Origin of the sequence: Saccharicrinis carchari, assembly GCF_900182605.1 — a bacterium.
GTDB lineage: Bacteria > Bacteroidota > Bacteroidia > Bacteroidales > Marinilabiliaceae > Saccharicrinis > Saccharicrinis carchari.
The window spans coordinates 24,169-40,639 of sequence record NZ_FXTB01000011.1; the positions used below are offsets into that span (position 1 = coordinate 24,169).

Below are 16,471 nucleotides of genomic sequence, written 5' to 3' on the forward strand. Positions count from 1 at the left end.
TTACGCTTGAATCGGCTTTGAAATTATGCCCATTTCTTTCATCAAAAACGTAGCATTATGATTTTGTGTAAGTCCCGGGTAAAGTTTATAATCAAAAATTAATTCGTTGTCTTTGTTTTCCACTTCAAAACAACGGTTTACAATTTTACCTTGGGTACTCTCCTGGAGCACACCCAGCTCCAGATCGTGTGTGGCAATCATACCATAGGCATTTAAGGAAAGAAGGTGCTTAATGAGCTCCATAGAACCGTACGTTTTATCTTTGGAGTTAGTTCCTTTTAGTATCTCATCAAGGATAATAAACACATCGTTTCCGCTTTTCAGTTGCCCAATAATATACTGTAGCCTTTTTAGTTCGGCATAAAAATACGATTCATGTTTGGTAAGCGAGTCGGTAGTTCGCATATTAGTAATCATTCGCATGGGTTTAAAAACCATGCTGGTGGCGCATACGGGCATACCGCTCCGTGCCGAAACCATATTTAATCCTACGGTACGTAAAAATGTACTTTTACCCGACATGTTGGCTCCGGTAATCAAGGTGAAAATGGAATCCTGAAAATCATAGTCGTTACAAACCCGTTCTTTCCTATCCAACAAGGGGTGGCCAAGGGCTGTAGCTTTTAGCATAATATCAGGATGTGGCTCGGGGAATACAAAATCGGGGTGGTTATAGGCATAACCCGCCATGCTATTGAGCGCATCTATCTGGTGCACAACATAAAGCCACTGCGCCATTTTATGGCCATATTTTTCAAGCCATTTTTCAATTTTACCCACATATTTAAAATCCCAAAGTAAAAAACCGTTCAGTAAAAAACCGGCAATCATACCATTTCGTTGGTCGAACTGGGCCATGTACCTGCTTAGTTTATTAATTATCTCCGATGCGTTCTCTTCTTCCTCCGAAAGGGCGTTTTGCAGTTGTAACAATTGCGCCGATGAAAAACTTTCGTTGGCAATCAAATCAGTTAAAACCGCATATTTTTGCAATAATCCGGTGAGTGAGCTAAACCGTTGATTGACTTTATTGAGTGCTTTTAAATTGGCTCCTACAAGGGCCAGGTTAAATAAAAAAAGCATGGTGGGCACCACGGCCGGAAGACCAATAAAAGTAAGGCCCAATGCTATAAACAGCAACCAGGGAAGCGCAAGTACAAGGTAAGTAAACCATGCCCCTTTACTTTTTATAAAAGATGAGTAGCTTTTAAAGGCGTCTATCTTTTCGATATCAACCCGGGTCTCTTCCAGCATTTTACCTTTGGCATAAAAATGCTGGCGAAAATCTAGTTTTTTGCTCAGCTCTTTAACCGCCTCCTGCTCACGCAGAATATCCTCCGTTTTGATGTGCGGCGAAGTAAGTTTGTTTTTAAGCACTCGCTTACCTTCCGAAGTGGAGGTTCTGTTGATGTATTGAAAAAAAGAGCCCTCTCCAAATAAATCCAGATCGTGCGAGTAGTTGTGCGTAGGGTCAATAAACTCGCTCCCTGATTCAAAAAAAAGCCAATCCCCTTGCAAGGCTTTCTCCTCGCTCTGATTCAAATAATGCATCAACTGATATTCGGCCTTTAGGCGTTTGTAATTGTTAAAGCGCTTTATTAACACGGCAAAACAAACGGCAAAGCCCACAAAAAGAACCACTGCGGCGATTTGCGAAAAATCGTAAATATAAATAGGAACACTTACAAGGAGCACAAAAATTAACAGACGTATCCAACCCGAAAAAATGATCTTCCGAGAAAAAACGTTAATACAGGACTGATACCGCCTGGCCAACTCGGCATAGTGTTCTATTAGTCTATTATATCTTTGTTGGATTCCTCCAGCGTTTTCCATATCATGTCTTTTAATTCGATGATTCCTACATTGGCCACGGAAGATATAAAGGTATAGGGAATATCAGGCAAATCGCTTTTCATTTCCGCCATAAGCTCAGCGTCCAGCATATCACATTTGGATATGGCCAAGAGGCGTTGCTTGTCTAATAGTTCGGGATTATAATTTTTTAGCTCGTTGAGCAATATTTCGTATTCTTTTTTTATACTATCCGCATCTGCCGGCACCAAAAATAATAAAATAGAGTTACGTTCAATATGCCTCAAAAAACGTATACCCAAGCCCTTACCCTGGCTGGCTCCTTCGATAATACCCGGTATGTCGGCCATTACAAACGATTTATGATCGCGATAGCTCACCATGCCCAGGTTGGGCACAAGTGTGGTAAAAGGATAGTCGGCTATTTCGGGTTTAGCAGCCGAAACAACCGATAATAAGGTTGATTTACCCGCATTTGGAAATCCCACCAATCCCACATCAGCTAATATTTTCAGCTCCAGTATAACCGCAATATCAATGGATTCCTGTCCTGGTTGAGCGTAACGTGGTGTTTGGTTAGTAGCTGTTTTAAAGTGCATATTACCTCTGCCCCCCATTCCGCCTCTGGCCAATACAAACTCCTGGTCCTCATCCGTTATTTCGCACAGCACCTCTCCGGTTTCGGCATCTTTGGCAATGGTACCCAGCGGCACATAGATGGTTTTGTCCTCACCTTGGGCGCCGGAGCTCCCTTGTCTGCCACCCGACATGCCGTGTCCGGCAAAAACATGACGCTTAAACTTAAGGTGGAGCAAAGTCCAGAGGTTACGGCTGCCTTTAATAATTACATGTCCACCCCGGCCTCCATCACCTCCATCTGGTCCTCCTTTAGGCACGGATTTTTCGCGGCGCATGTGTTGGGAGCCAGGGCCTCCTTTTCCTGATCGGCAAAATATTTTTACGTAATCTACAAAATTGCTACTGGCCATAAGCTGATAAATTAAAAATAACAAGCCACGGCAAGGTAATACCTCCGTGGCTTCAATGGTAAATAAACAGGTAACTACCTGGCCGAATCGATAGCCTCGGCTATAGACTCAAAAATACTTTCCACAGCACCCACACCTTTTATAGCCTTGTACACCCCTTTACTTTTATAAAAATCGATAACCGGCTTGGTTTGTTTCTCATATACCGCTATTCTTTTTTCAATCGTTTCGAGGTTATCATCGGAACGGCCGGACACCTCGCCTCTTTTTAGCAGGCGTTGTACCAGTTCCTCTTTAGGCACCTCCAGATTCACCATTACCGACACCTTGGTTTTGTGCTCGTTTAAAAGCTCATCCAAGGCTGTGGCTTGCGCCTCCGTTCGGGGGAAGCCGTCAAAAATAACACCATTGGTATGGGTCAGAGATTCTATTTTGGTATCGATCATACCAATAATGGTATCATCGGGAACCAACTCTCCTTTATCAATATAACTTTTGGCAATGATTCCCAACTGGGTGTGCCCGCTTATCTCGGCTCTTAGTAAATCTCCGGTAGAAATATGAGCTAAATTGTACTTTTTAATAATATTCTCGCTCTGGGTTCCTTTACCCGATCCGGGAGGGCCAAAAATAACTACATTTAACATTTCAATAAAAATTTATTTATTCAACAACGGTATATATGTCGGGCAAATTTCGTCCGTAACCATCGTAATCCAATCCGTATCCTACAATAAAATCATTTGGAATTTCTATCCCTACGTAATCCACCTCAATATCGCCGGTAAATGCTTCGGGTTTAAAAAGCATACTAGCCACCTTAAGGGCTTTTGGATTAAACTCCGACAATTCTTCCAGTACTTTTTGAATGGTTATTCCGGTGTCGATGATATCCTCCAAAATAACAATTGTTCTACCTTCAATTTTTTCGGTTAAGCCGATGATTTCCTTTACGTTGCCCGTGGTTTCCGTTCCCCGATACGACGAAAACTTAACAAAGCTTATCTGGCATGGGAAATCTAATTTCCTCATTAAATCCGAGGCAAACATAAACGAACCGTTTAAGACACAAACCAATAAAGGATCTTTATCGCTCAGTTCTTTGTTCATTTTATCTGCAATTTTTGCAATCGCTCCGTCAATTTGTTCAAACGGTATAGAAAGCTTAAACTCTCTGTCTAATAGCTTTATACGCTTCATTAAATAGGGATTTTTTTTATTTAATGCGCAAAAGTACAAAAAAATACCGTGCACAGGCTATTTTATCCCATAACTTACTATTTTTGGACCGGTTTAAACTTTTTTTCATCTCTTTTGTCTGGTAAAAGATGGATTTATTTTGTTACCGCCGGTTCGTATAAAAACCAAAGAATTGAGGGGGTCAAACCTTGTTTCAGGAATTATTTCAAGCCCCGGTAACGACTAAGTTTGACATACAGAAATAAAATTAGGGGGCAGGCTGCCGATTTTTAATTCGTTATTGATTTCTTCAAAAATTAAAGTCCAGCTATTTCGGGAATAACCCCTTAAAAAAGAGGGGGCATGCGCTGCACTTTTTTATATTTTTGACATCCTTTGAATAGGTCCGGTAAAAGAGACGGGTTAATAAATTTACACAAAAAGAAGAAAATTATGCAAGCAACAGTTAGTATTATTATGGGTAGCACATCCGATTTGCCTGTTATGGAGAAGGCAGCACAAGTGCTTAACGATTTAAAAATTCCGTTCGAAATAAATGCTTTATCGGCACACCGGACACCACAAGCAGTAGAAAAATTTGCCAAGGGCGCCGAAGAACGCGGCATAAAAGTAATCATTGCTGCTGCCGGCATGGCTGCTCACCTCCCCGGTGTTATCGCCTCCATGACCAAACTGCCTATTATAGGGGTCCCCATAAAGGCATCGCTCGATGGTTTAGATGCCCTTTTAGCTATAGTACAAATGCCCCCCGGAATTCCGGTAGCCACGGTAGGCATAAACGGGGCACAAAATGCCGGTATTCTGGCTGCTCAAATGTTGTCCCTGGCAGATAGAGAGTTAGCTGAACGCGTAGCCGGTTTTAAAGAAAACCTTAAAGATAAAATTGAAAAAGCCAACAAGGAGTTGAGCCAGGTTAAATACGAGTTTAAAACGAATTAACCCCACCCAGCTATTTTTGGTTAAAAAAATACATTTTATAGCCACATAATTTGCTAAGGTATTATAAATAAGGTAACTTTTGAATATAAATCTTTAAGTTACCTTATTTATACCTTACGCATGCGCCTACTGCTCTGGCTAATATTTTTATTTGTGCCGCACCCTTTGTTTACACAATCGGCATTTGTAAATTCACCTACGTCGATGGGGCGTGGTGCTACAGGAGTAACAGGGGCCGATACCTGGAGCCCTATCCTTAATCCTGCCGGCACATCGGAGGCAGTTGGTCCAAGTATTTCGCTATCCTATCATCTACCTTATTTTGTAAATCAATTAAGTTCCAAAAATTTACTTGCCGTGCTGCCTTTCCGCTTTGGGGTGCTCTCAGTCAATGTACATCAGTACGGTTATCCGCTCTATCAGGAAAACAAACTAAGTATGGCCTTTGCCCGTACTTTGGCACCCCATCTGCACGCCTCTTTTCAACTCAATTTTCAAAACAACCACCTGTCGCAATCCGGTGCAGGCAGTCAGCTTTTTGCAGGCCTTGGCATTTTATACAAACCATTAAACGCGGTTCGGCTGGGCTTTTTAATCTCTAATCCGGAACAATCCAGCATCTCCATAATGGAATCCACTTCCAACATCCCCACTTTGTTCGTACTCGGTTTTAATTGGAGTGCCTCTACCCATTTTGACATTTCGTGCGAGGTAGAAAAGCAGAGCCGCTTTGACATGTTATATAAATTGGGCCTGGAGTACAATATAAACCAACAAGTTTGGATAAGAACCGGCATCCTCGGCAAACCGATAAACTACACCCTGGGTTTAGGATTTGATGTAATGGGCATTATGCTTGATGCAGGCATGGCACATCACGAAGTATTGGGAATATCATCTTGTTTTGGGATAAGCTATCAATTTAAAGCGAAGCAATGAAAAAGTTGTACTTCATCACGTTTTTGCTGCTAAGTTTTCTCTGTCTTCGTGCTCAAGTTGCAGAAAGCCCGGAAAGGATAATCGGGAATTTGATGGAATCGCTTAGCGAAAATGAGATAGACTTGAATGGGCAATCTCAAATTTTTGACGAACTACTACAGTTGTATGAATCTCCGATTAATTTAAATAGCGCAAGGATAGAGGATTTGGAGAAATTGATATTTCTGAGCGACATACAAATTCAAGCTATTGTAGAGTATATAAGTAAGATAGGACCTTTGCAATCAAAATATCAGCTGCAGGCAGTGGGCGGGCTATCGCAACTGGATATTGAAAGGTTGATGATGTTTACAAAGCTAGAATCTATTGAATCCGAAGCTGTGTATAAAAATCGCCTAGACGGACAGGTGCTGTTGCGAAACCAATTTAATTTGGAAAAAGCCAAAGGCTATATTCCCGATAGCATGGCCACTCGTTATCTCGGCAACAGGCACCATTCCTATGCCAAATTTCAACTGCAATACGGGGAAAATTTTTTTGGCGGTTTGGTGATGGACAAAGATCCCGGCGAGGAAACACTTCCCATAGATTTTACATCGGGCTACTTAATGTATGAAAGCAAAAAGCTTATAAAGACCATGATAGTAGGCGACTTCCACGCCAATTTTGGTCAGGGTGTGGCGCTATGGACTGGCACAAGCATGGGCAAAACATCCGAGCCTTTGCGCATACGCAAGCGGGGCCAAGGTTTTAAAAAATACTCATCGGCCAACGAAAATGGCTTTCTTAGGGGTGCTGCTATAACATTTGCACACAAAACGGCCGAGCTGTCGTTGTTTATATCTAAAAAAAAACGTGATGCCGATTTAGAATATAATCCGGATTCAACGCATGTTATTGTTAATTCCATGCCGGAAACCGGTTATCATCGCACGCCAAGCGAAAAAAGCAAAAAAAACACCTTAGGACAATCCGCCTATGGAGCCAACCTCAACTACCGTTTTAAAAATATATCCCTTTCTGCGGGAGGATTCTTTCAAGCGTACGACGCCGATTCCATAGCGGTTAAAGCAATGTATCAGCGCACGGCACAGCAAAAAGTAAAAAACACGCAATACTGGCTGTCCTATCAATATGGTACTGGAAAGGTGCTGGCTTTTGGCGAGCTGTCCATAAATGGCAGTAACAAAGGAGCCATCATAAACGGACTTCAATTTAAACCTGCCAACAATGTTTCCCTGGCTCTTTTGCACCGATATTTCTCCATTCATTACTATTCGCCTTGGGTAAATGCCTTGTCCGAAAACTCTTTGCCTGGCGGTGAGTCGGGCTTTTATCTTGGGATGAGTATTTTCCCTGTTTCAAAGCTTAACATCTCGGGGTATGTAGATGTGTTTAAAACCAATTGGCTAAAATATAATATCGATAAGCCTTCGCAGGGCTATGATGTTTCGATTAGAGCGGATTATATTTTTAACCCGAACTTTAAGCTTTATGTGCGTTACCGCGAAAAAGACAAATACAAGAATCAAAACATTGATGGCGCTCCCGATTATCCTATTGTAGTAAGTAACACCAAAAAAATCCGTTTACACACCGATATAATGGCAAACCAAAACTGGGCATTGCAAATGCGGGTAGAAAAATCGTTTTATAAGGAAGAAAATCAAAACAATACCTATGGTACCTTGGCTTATATGGGATTAAAATATGCAACAAGTACCGGACGACTGAACTGCTGGCTGCGCTATCTGGTATTCGACACGGAAGATTACGACACCCGATTGTACACCTACGAAAACGATTTGCTATACAACTTTTATACGCCGGCCTTTCAGGGAGAAGGCTCCAGAGCTTATTTTATATTAAGTTATGAGATGCTGAACAACTTAAAAATATGGCTAAAGGCCGGAAGAACCAGCTACACGGACAGGGACAAGATAAGCACCGGTTTGCAAACTATCGACGGTAACAACCGCACCGACCTAAAGATGCAAATGCAGTTTAAATTTTAGGTACTTCGTGTTAAATACCATACCGATCCATTGCAGATTAAGCATTACCGCTTCCTATATCCATCTGCATGGTATGCGCCGCGATGTGAACAACTTACGGGGAGTAGTATCCCAAATATGCTGCACATACCGTCTTTACCCTATCGCGTTAAAAATTTAATTACCCACTTCGCTCAAAAATTTAACTCTTACCAGTCTTATATTTTCCTCGGGATATTCATCCTCGCCTAATTCTTCCAGTGCACTACTAATATCATCGGTTTCGGCATCTTCTTTAAAATACATAAATATGTCGTCCCTTCTGTCGTCATCCATTACCTGATCGATATAATAATCGATATTAACACGCGTTCCGGAATATACGATAGACTCCAGTTCTGATAACAATTCATCCATATCTATACCCCTTGAACTGGCAATATCGTCGAGCGGAATCATGCGGTCGATGCTTTGTATAATTGCAATTTTATTCTTCGATTTGTTGGCTACTGATTTCACCACCATATCTACCGGCCTTTCAATTTCATTCTGCTCTACATGGTTTTTAATCAGCTCAACAAACTCTTTTCCAAATCTGTTTGCCTTGCCTGAACCTACACCCGGAATATTTAACATCTCCTCCAAGGTTATAGGATAATGGATGGCCATGGCCTCCAGCGAAGGATCCTGGAAGATAACAAAAGGGGGCAAGCTTTTCTTTTTCGCTATTTTTTTTCTTAAATCCCTAAGCATACTAAACAGCTCGGGATCTACGGCTGCAGTACCCCCACCGGAATCCTCATCCATGTCGCTGCTTTCGAAATCGTGTTCCTGGGTAATCATAAAAGAGCGTGGCTTTTCCAAAAACTCTTTTCCGTCGTCGCTTACTTTTAATATACCGTAATTTTCAATTTCTTTAATCAACAGTCCTGCCACTAACAGTTGTCGTATAACAGCATTCCAGTATTTTCCTTCCTTTTCCTTACCTGCACCAAACAACTCATGCTTATCGTGCTCATATGATTTGATGGCCGAATTGTCTTCTCCCGTTAAAAAAGCCGCCATATAGTCGGCCTTAAATCTTTCTTTTAATGCCAATATCGATTTGAGCATCAAAATCACATTTTCTTTTCCTTCGCTTTGTTCTTTTGGGTTGCAACAATTGTCGCAGGTATCACAATTTTCAGGATGGTATTTTTCGCCAAAATAATGCAGCAATATTTTGCGTCGGCATATCGAAGATTCGGCATACGAAACCGTTTCAAACAGCAGTTGTCTGCCAATTTCCTGTTCGGCTATTGGCTTACCCTGCATAAATTTCTCGAGCTTCTGAATATCTTTATAACTATAAAAAGTAATGCATTTACCCTCCCCACCGTCGCGTCCGGCACGTCCGGTTTCCTGATAGTAACCCTCCAGGCTTTTGGGGATGTCATAATGCATCACCAACCTCACATCGGGCTTGTCTATGCCCATCCCAAAGGCAATGGTGGCCACAATAACATCCGTTTCCTCCATCAAAAAAGCATCCTGATTGGCTGCCCGGGTGCTTGCATCCATTCCGGCATGATAGGCTCGCGCTTTTATGCCGTTAACGATGAGTGCCTGGGTGAGCTCTTCCACTTTTTTACGGCTCAAACAATATATAATGACCGACTTAGCCGTGTTATCTTTTAGTATTTTAATGATTTGTCGGGTAGCATGTTTTTTACTTCTGACTTCGTAATAAAGGTTGGGACGGTTAAAGGATGATTTAAACACCATCGATCCTGCCATGCCAAGGCTTTTTTGAATATCACTTTGAACCTTGGGCGTAGCTGTTGCAGTAAGGGCAATAAGTGGCTTTGAACCGATCTCTTCTATAATGGGGCGTATCCTGCGGTACTCGGGTCTGAAATCATGCCCCCATTCGGATATACAATGCGCCTCATCAACTGCATAAAACGAAATATCAACACGTTTCAGAAACTCTATATTATCCTCTTTGGTAAGCGATTCGGGAGCTACGTAAAGCATCTTGGTTTTTCCGGCCAGCATATCCTCCTTAACATTGGCAATGGCTGCCTTGGTAAGCGATGAATTTAAGAAATGTGCAATACCATCATCTTCACTAAAATTGCGCATGGCGTCCACCTGATTTTTCATCAAAGCAATCAATGGAGAAATAATGATTGCCGTTCCGGGTAGAATGAGTGCCGGCAGTTGATAGCATAATGATTTTCCACCTCCTGTGGGCATTAAAACAAATGTATCCTTCCCCCGTAGTACATTCTCAATTACATCTTCCTGGTTCCCTTTAAAGGTGTCAAAACCAAAATGTTTCTTAAGGTGAGCCTTAAGATCAACCTTTTCTTTCATAACAATAGCATTATCCTTATTTATTACCGTTGTAACGGACAGGAGATTAAAAAGTTTCTTTAATATCCTTAAAACAAAAATACCTTTTCTTTAAGACATATCAGCACAAATTGATAAAAAATTAAGATGTGCTATTTTATGTGGCAATAGGAGCCCTACTTCAGTCTGTCGATAAACTCTGTAGCCCTTCGGATGCTTTTTTACGGATAGCGGTAATATTACCCGCGGCAGAAAATTTAGGCGTATCCGGATCAATAACAACAATTGGCACTGTTTTTTTAATAAAATTTAAAAGTCCGGCTGCCGGATAAACTTGCAAGGAAGTGCCTACCACTACCACCATATCGCCTTGCTGAATAAGACTTATCGCTTGATCCATAGCAGGCACCGCTTCGCCAAACCATACAATATGCGGTCGTAACTGACTGCCTTTTTCGCAATAATCACCAAGTTTAAGCTCCCCACCTTTTAATGTATACACCAATGATTCGTCTACGGTGCTGCGTGCTTTTTTAAGTTCGCCGTGCAAATGAAGCACTTTTGTAGAACCGGCTCTTTCGTGCAGATCATCTACATTCTGAGTTATTATTTGAACATCGTAATCTTTTTCGAGCCCGGCAATAAGCGTGTGTCCCTTGTTGGGTTCACATTGCAGCAGTTGTTTGCGTCGTTGGTTGTAAAAATCCATCACCAGCTGAGGATTTTTTTCCCAGGCCTCAGGGCTGGCTACCTCGGTAACATCGTAGCGCTCCCACAGTCCGCCCATGTCTCTAAAAGTCATAATACCGCTTTCGGCACTCATGCCCGCTCCTGAAAACACTACTATTGATTTCATTTGTCTAAAACTTTAATTTCAATTGTAACATATGGAACTCGCCACATTTTAACAATAGCCTCCCCCCCCTTAGAAGGGACAGGTTAGGTAAGAAGAAGCTCTCAGCGTCCGCTCCGGCCATTCGGGGGCTCGTTTCAGAAAAAACTACACTTATAGCAGCACAACGCTACAAATGGTTATTGCTCCCAGCAAAAAGCCGACATACACTTGTTTTGGACTATGTGCACCCAGGATCAGCCTGCTGCTGCCCAATAATCCGGCGAGTAGCAAAATAGCCAGCATCCACAATTGCGTGTTCACTCCATACTTGAGCCACATAGCCAACAAGGCGCCCAATAAACCACCAATGCCCACCATATGAATACTAATTTTCCAGAAAAATGAGATGAACAAGGACAACAAAACAGCAATCAAAGTACCCAAATAAAAAAAGGCAATAAACGCGGGGACCTGAAATTTTTTAAGAAAAAAATAACCCAACATAAAAAAAGCTGCCGTGGTTAATAAAGGTATCAACCTTTCACGTGGCGTTTCCATATGCATAGATTTTATAATGCCCACCTGCAAAAAAAGAGGCATAACACTTAAGGGCAAAATACAGGTGCTAATCAACACAATGATAGCGATCAGCCGGCGGTATTCAAATGGGATAAAGGTAACATGACTTTGTGTGCTAAAAATAACCAACAAGCCCATGGTGGGTATGAGCAAAGGGTGCAATAAAACGGACAGCGCCGAAGCAATTTTTTTTATCATTCCGTATATTTAATTAAATGTATTTACAACTCTTTGCGCAGCCTGGCCACCGGAATATTTAACTGTTCGCGGTATTTGGCTACCGTTCGGCGTGCAATGTTATACGATTTTTCTTTTAAGATGAGTGCAAGCTTATCATCGGTCAACGGCTTTTTTTTGTCCTCATTTTCGATACAATCTGATAGTATTTTTTTTATTTCGCGCGTAGATACCTCTTCTCCGGTATCAGTTTGCATCCCTTCTGAAAAAAAGAATTTAAGCGGAAATATACCAAAATGGGTTTGGATGTACTTGCTGTTTGAAACCCGCGATATGGTGGATATGTCCAAGTCGGTTATTTCAGCAATATCTTTTAATATCATTGGTCGCAGCTTTGTTTCGTCACCTTCGATAAAATACTCCTTTTGATACGTCAATATAGCATTCATGGTGAGCATCAGGGTATTTTGCCGTTGCTTAATGGCATCGATAAACCACTTGGCCGAGTCGAGCTTTTGTTTGACAAACATGACGGCCTCCTTTTTATCCTGAGAGCGATTTTTTTTATTGGCAGAGTAATCCTGCAACATATTGGCGTATGTTCGGCTTATCCTCAATTCGGGTACATTGCGCGTGTTCAGGCTTAATTGAGGTTCGCCGTCCTTCATCTCCAAAATAAAGTCGGGGATAATATATTGAATTGCCTTGTGCACCGGATTACTGTATGAGCTTCCGGGCTTGGGATTCAGTCTTAATATTTCATCCATGGCGTCTTTAATCTCGTCATCATCGAGATTTAAACGTTTGGTGATTTTATCGTAATGCTTTTTGGTGAACTCATCAAAATGGTTTTTGATGATATGATAAGCATTGTTGAGGGCAGGGAAAGTACGATCCTTTTTTTCGAGTTGCAACAACAAACACTCCTGTAAATCGCGTGCTCCAACGCCGGGTGGTTCAAAATCATGAATTACCTTTAACACTTCCAGGGCTTCGTCTTCTTCCACTTCAATGTTTTGTCCGAATGCAATATCGTCAATTATCTCCTCTATTTCACGTCGCAGATAACCATCTTCGTCAATGTTACCTACAATTTGCTCCGCAATAAGCAGCTGTCTCTCGCTGAACATGCGCATATCTAACTGCCTGCTTAGGTGCTCATGAAAAGTAGTTCCGTCGGAAAACGGGATATCTTCGTGTTTATCGTCTTTCGAGAAATTTCGTGCCTGCAATTTATAAGCCGGTATATCTTCGTCCTGTATATAATCGTCGATGGAGAGTTCATCTTTTTCGCTTTCCTGCTCTTTTACCTCGGGCTCTTCGGCATCATCCTTGTCGCGCCCTTCGCCATCAAGCTCCAAGACCGGATTTTCTTCAATCTCCTTTTTGATACGTTGCTCAAGTTGCGCCGCAGGAATCTCCAGTAACTTTATCACCTGTATTTGTAAGGGTGACAATTTCTGAAGCATCTTTTGTTGTAAGCTCTGTTTTAACATATCGTCCTTTCTTCAACTTGTTTATGATAATGCAAATCGCAATAATCGTCAAAAACTAAAAAAGCTGGTATTTGTGCTACGCGCACCATTGCACACCAACCTAACAAAATTACGACAAATCGGCTAATAAAACGCCACAGCAGCTTTATTTTTTATAGGACCCCGGCACCTGTACTTTCATTGACTTTGTTTTTGAAAGAAAAAAGCAGCTCACCTGCCGATAAACTGCTCTTCTTTAATGTTATATGTAGTATAATAACTTTTTTGAGATTAAAGACAAGTGAATTTTCCATCGGCTACCTATCTAATTTGCCAATAGCAACTACCTACCACCTCTCAGGCATTTTAATCATATCGTCGTATATCCACTAAAACTCTGCATTTTTGGGTGAACGCGGGAAGGGTATTACGTCACGGATATTAGTCATCCCGGTTACAAAAAGCATTAAACGTTCAAATCCCAGTCCAAACCCACTATGTGGAACCGAACCAAAACGGCGTGTATCCAAATACCAATACATCTCTTTTTCGGGCAAATTAAGTACTCGCATACGCTCCAGTAATTTATCATAATTATCTTCGCGCTGTGAACCACCGATGATCTCGCCTATCTGTGGGAAAAGCACGTCCATGGCTCTTACTGTTTTACCGTCGTCGCTCTGTTTCATATAAAAAGCCTTAATCGACATAGGATAATCTGTAAGGATAACCGGCTTTTTAAAATGTTTCTCCACCAAAAAGCGTTCATGCTCGGCCTGCAAATCGCTTCCGAAACCCGTAATCTGATATTGAAATTTACCTTTTTTATGTGGCTTGGAGTTCATTAATATATCAATAGCCTCGGAGTACGTAATACGTGCGTAATCGTTCTCTACCACAAATCGCAGTTTCTCCAACAGTTCCATCGAACGCTCGTCGGCTTTTTTGTTTTTTTCTTCCTCCTGTAAACGCTTGCTCAAAAAGGCCAAATCTTCGGCACAATGCGCCAAGGCATAATTTATCAGGTATTTGGTAAACTCCTCGGCCAAATCCATATTGTCGTTCAGGTCGTAAAAGGCCATTTCGGGTTCAATCATCCAAAACTCTGCCAGGTGGCGTGTTGTATTCGAGTTTTCGGCCCTAAAGGTGGGTCCAAAGGTATAAATATCGGACATACCCATGGCGGCCAATTCTCCCTCTAACTGGCCGGATACGGTAAGATGGGTAGATTTACCGAAGAAATCCTGACTATAATCAATTTCTCCATCCTCCGTTTTCGGTGGATTATTTAAATCGAGTGTGGTTACCCTAAACATTTCGCCGGCTCCTTCGGCATCGGAGGCAGTAATAATGGGGGTATGAATATTATAAAATCCTTTATTTGAAAAGAACTGGTGCACTGCAAAAATCATTGCATGACGAACCCGCGTTATAGCGCCAAAGGTATTGGTACGGAAACGCAGGTGCGCAATTTCACGCAAAAACTCCAGCGAATGTTTTTTGGGCTGAAGCGGATAATGATCGGGACTGCATTCGCCGATAACTTCGATTTCAGCGGCTTGTATCTCCACATTTTGACCACTCCCTTCCGACTCGTTCAATGTACCATTTACCGAAATAGCAGAACCTGTAGCGATGCGACGGAGCAGCTCATCCCCAAATTTTGTAGTGTCGGCAACAATCTGCAGGTTATGAATAGACGAGCCATCGTTAAGCGCGATAAAATTAACAAACTTATTGCCTCTTCGGGTTCTCACCCATCCTTTTACATTTACTTCTTTACCAAATCCTGTTTCTTTCAGAAGGTGGGCTACTTTTGATCTGCGAATATGTTCCATTAGTTATTGATAGTTTTTTTAAAGGTCACGAAATTAATCAATTGTTTGCTAAAGATGTAAATAAGAGCCCAATTATTTTTTTCATTTCAGATTTACCTCGGCCAACACTTCCTTTATACTGGCATAAGTGTTGCGGTATATCTCATCCATTTGGTTGACAGACCTCCATACCGTTTGCGTTATATCTTCCTCGGTTTGCGGCTGCGGAGTCCTGTTGCCCAGGTACTTCATTTGATACCAATACGTTTTTTTTAATATCAACTCCCCTTTCTGCCGATAGGTATGATAGGTGGGACTTAAGTCCTTTATAATCTGCAGGGGTGCTATGCCACACTCCTCCTCCACTTCCCGAAGAGCCGTCTCTTTCATCAACTCTCCATTTTCGGCCTTGCCCTTGGGTAAATCCCATACGCCCAAACGATGGATAAGCAATATCTTGTTTTCGGCATTAAACACTACGCCTCCCGCTGCATCAACCCGTTTAAAACATTTGGTAAATTCCACCATTAGCTCTTCAAGGTTGTGATGATAAATAAAAGCTTTACTTATTTCTTCACGTCTCTCAAAATTCAATATAAAATCGTGCAACTCTTTTTGATTAGAATATTTAAATATACCGCCAAAATCGGCACTTAAGTCGCGTTCTATATCGTCGGTCAACAAAACTATTCTATCCTTAAAAAAAACTTTATACATTTGTGCCATGGAAAATACATCTGAAAAAATAGCTGAACAATTGCTACAAATTAAGGCAATTAAATTACAACCAACAAACCCATTTACCTGGGCTTCGGGCTGGCATTCGCCCATTTATTGCGACAACCGGAAAACCTTGTCGTACCCCGATGTTCGTAATTATATCAAATTGCAATTTGTTGATATGGTAAATAAACTGTATCCCCAGGCGGATGTAATTGCCGGAGTGGCTACCGGAGCCATAGCGCAGGGTGCTTTGGTGGCCGATGTTCTAAAAAAACCTTTTGTTTACATCCGATCGTCGGCCAAAGGACACGGCATGGAGAACCTGATTGAAGGCGATATTACCCCGGGCAGTAAAGTGGTGGTGGTGGAAGATTTGATATCAACCGGCGGAAGCAGTCTGAAAGCGGTAGAAGAACTGCGCAAGGCCGGCTGCGAGGTATTAGGTATGGTGGCTATATTTACCTATGGTTTTAAAACAGCCGAAGAAAACTTTAGTAAAAAGGCTGTCAAACTGAACACGCTGAGTTCGTACCAGGCTTTAATACAAGTAGCAGCTGCAACGGGTTATGTGTCGGAAGAGGATGTAAAAACATTGAGCAACTGGAGATTAAACCCTGCCAATTGGGGAAAATAATCCGTTTTTAACGACCTG

Annotated in this window: 14 protein-coding genes; 4 read left to right on the forward strand and 10 right to left on the reverse strand. The window is 41.8% G+C overall.

What is annotated here, in order from left to right; all coding sequences use genetic code 11:
- The 4 genes from FN809_RS15630 to hpt form a co-directional block, all read right to left on the reverse strand.
- Positions 1–1,836: a MutS-related protein gene (locus FN809_RS15630; protein ID WP_142534471.1), complete on the reverse strand. Its 1,836-nt coding sequence runs from the start codon at positions 1,834–1,836 to the stop codon at positions 1–3.
- A complete protein-coding gene (gene obgE / locus FN809_RS15635; protein ID WP_142534472.1) occupies positions 1,794–2,804 on the reverse strand; it encodes a GTPase ObgE in 1,011 nt (336 codons plus the stop codon). The genes FN809_RS15630 and obgE overlap by 43 nt, the downstream gene beginning before the upstream one ends.
- Positions 2,805–2,878: 74 nt before the next feature.
- Complete coding sequence (locus tag FN809_RS15640) at positions 2,879–3,451, reverse strand: adenylate kinase (protein WP_142534473.1); 573 nt, start codon at positions 3,449–3,451, stop codon at positions 2,879–2,881.
- A gap of 16 nt (positions 3,452–3,467) precedes the next feature.
- Positions 3,468–4,004 (reverse strand): hypoxanthine phosphoribosyltransferase, encoded by a 537-nt coding sequence (gene hpt, locus FN809_RS15645; RefSeq protein ID WP_142534474.1) that lies wholly within the window; start codon positions 4,002–4,004, stop codon positions 3,468–3,470.
- A 432-nt stretch (positions 4,005–4,436) separates the two neighbouring features.
- Here hpt and purE point away from each other — a divergent pair, with 432 nt between their 5' ends.
- From purE to FN809_RS15660, 3 genes are all read left to right on the forward strand, one after another.
- Positions 4,437–4,943: a 5-(carboxyamino)imidazole ribonucleotide mutase gene (purE, locus tag FN809_RS15650; RefSeq protein ID WP_142534475.1), complete on the forward strand. Its 507-nt coding sequence runs from the start codon at positions 4,437–4,439 to the stop codon at positions 4,941–4,943.
- Between the two features lie 120 nt (positions 4,944–5,063).
- Positions 5,064–5,882 carry a hypothetical protein gene (locus FN809_RS15655; RefSeq protein ID WP_142534476.1) on the forward strand — a complete coding sequence of 273 codons (819 nt, stop codon included), beginning with the start codon at positions 5,064–5,066 and terminating at the stop codon, positions 5,880–5,882.
- The gene (locus tag FN809_RS15660) at positions 5,879–7,897 is read left to right on the forward strand and encodes a ComEA family DNA-binding protein (RefSeq protein ID WP_142534477.1); all 2,019 of its coding nucleotides are present in this window, start codon (positions 5,879–5,881) and stop codon (positions 7,895–7,897) included. The genes FN809_RS15655 and FN809_RS15660 overlap by 4 nt, the downstream gene beginning before the upstream one ends.
- A 156-nt stretch (positions 7,898–8,053) precedes the next feature.
- Here FN809_RS15660 and recQ read toward each other — a convergent pair whose 3' ends face one another.
- From recQ to FN809_RS15690, 6 genes are all read right to left on the reverse strand, one after another.
- A complete protein-coding gene (gene recQ, locus FN809_RS15665; RefSeq protein WP_142534478.1) occupies positions 8,054–10,234 on the reverse strand; it encodes a DNA helicase RecQ in 2,181 nt (726 codons plus the stop codon).
- 160 nt (positions 10,235–10,394) lie between these two features.
- Positions 10,395–11,069: an SIR2 family NAD-dependent protein deacylase gene (locus tag FN809_RS15670; RefSeq protein ID WP_142534479.1), complete on the reverse strand. Its 675-nt coding sequence runs from the start codon at positions 11,067–11,069 to the stop codon at positions 10,395–10,397.
- Positions 11,070–11,219: 150 nt separating this feature from the next.
- On the reverse strand, positions 11,220–11,825 hold the full coding sequence (locus FN809_RS15675) for a phosphatase PAP2 family protein (RefSeq protein WP_142534480.1): 606 nt from the start codon (positions 11,823–11,825) through the stop codon (positions 11,220–11,222).
- Between the two features lie 23 nt (positions 11,826–11,848).
- Positions 11,849–13,300 carry an RNA polymerase factor sigma-54 gene (gene rpoN, locus FN809_RS15680; protein WP_142534481.1) on the reverse strand — a complete coding sequence of 484 codons (1,452 nt, stop codon included), beginning with the start codon at positions 13,298–13,300 and terminating at the stop codon, positions 11,849–11,851.
- A gap of 368 nt (positions 13,301–13,668) precedes the next feature.
- Positions 13,669–15,108 (reverse strand): asparagine--tRNA ligase, encoded by a 1,440-nt coding sequence (gene asnS, locus FN809_RS15685; protein WP_142534575.1) that lies wholly within the window; start codon positions 15,106–15,108, stop codon positions 13,669–13,671.
- Between the two features lie 90 nt (positions 15,109–15,198).
- Complete coding sequence (locus FN809_RS15690; protein ID WP_185957586.1) at positions 15,199–15,813, reverse strand: NUDIX hydrolase; 615 nt, start codon at positions 15,811–15,813, stop codon at positions 15,199–15,201.
- A 7-nt stretch (positions 15,814–15,820) separates the two neighbouring features.
- Between FN809_RS15690 and pyrE the strand changes: the two genes are divergently transcribed.
- Positions 15,821–16,453 (forward strand): orotate phosphoribosyltransferase, encoded by a 633-nt coding sequence (gene pyrE / locus FN809_RS15695; protein WP_142534483.1) that lies wholly within the window; start codon positions 15,821–15,823, stop codon positions 16,451–16,453.
- Positions 16,454–16,471 lie beyond the last annotated feature (18 nt).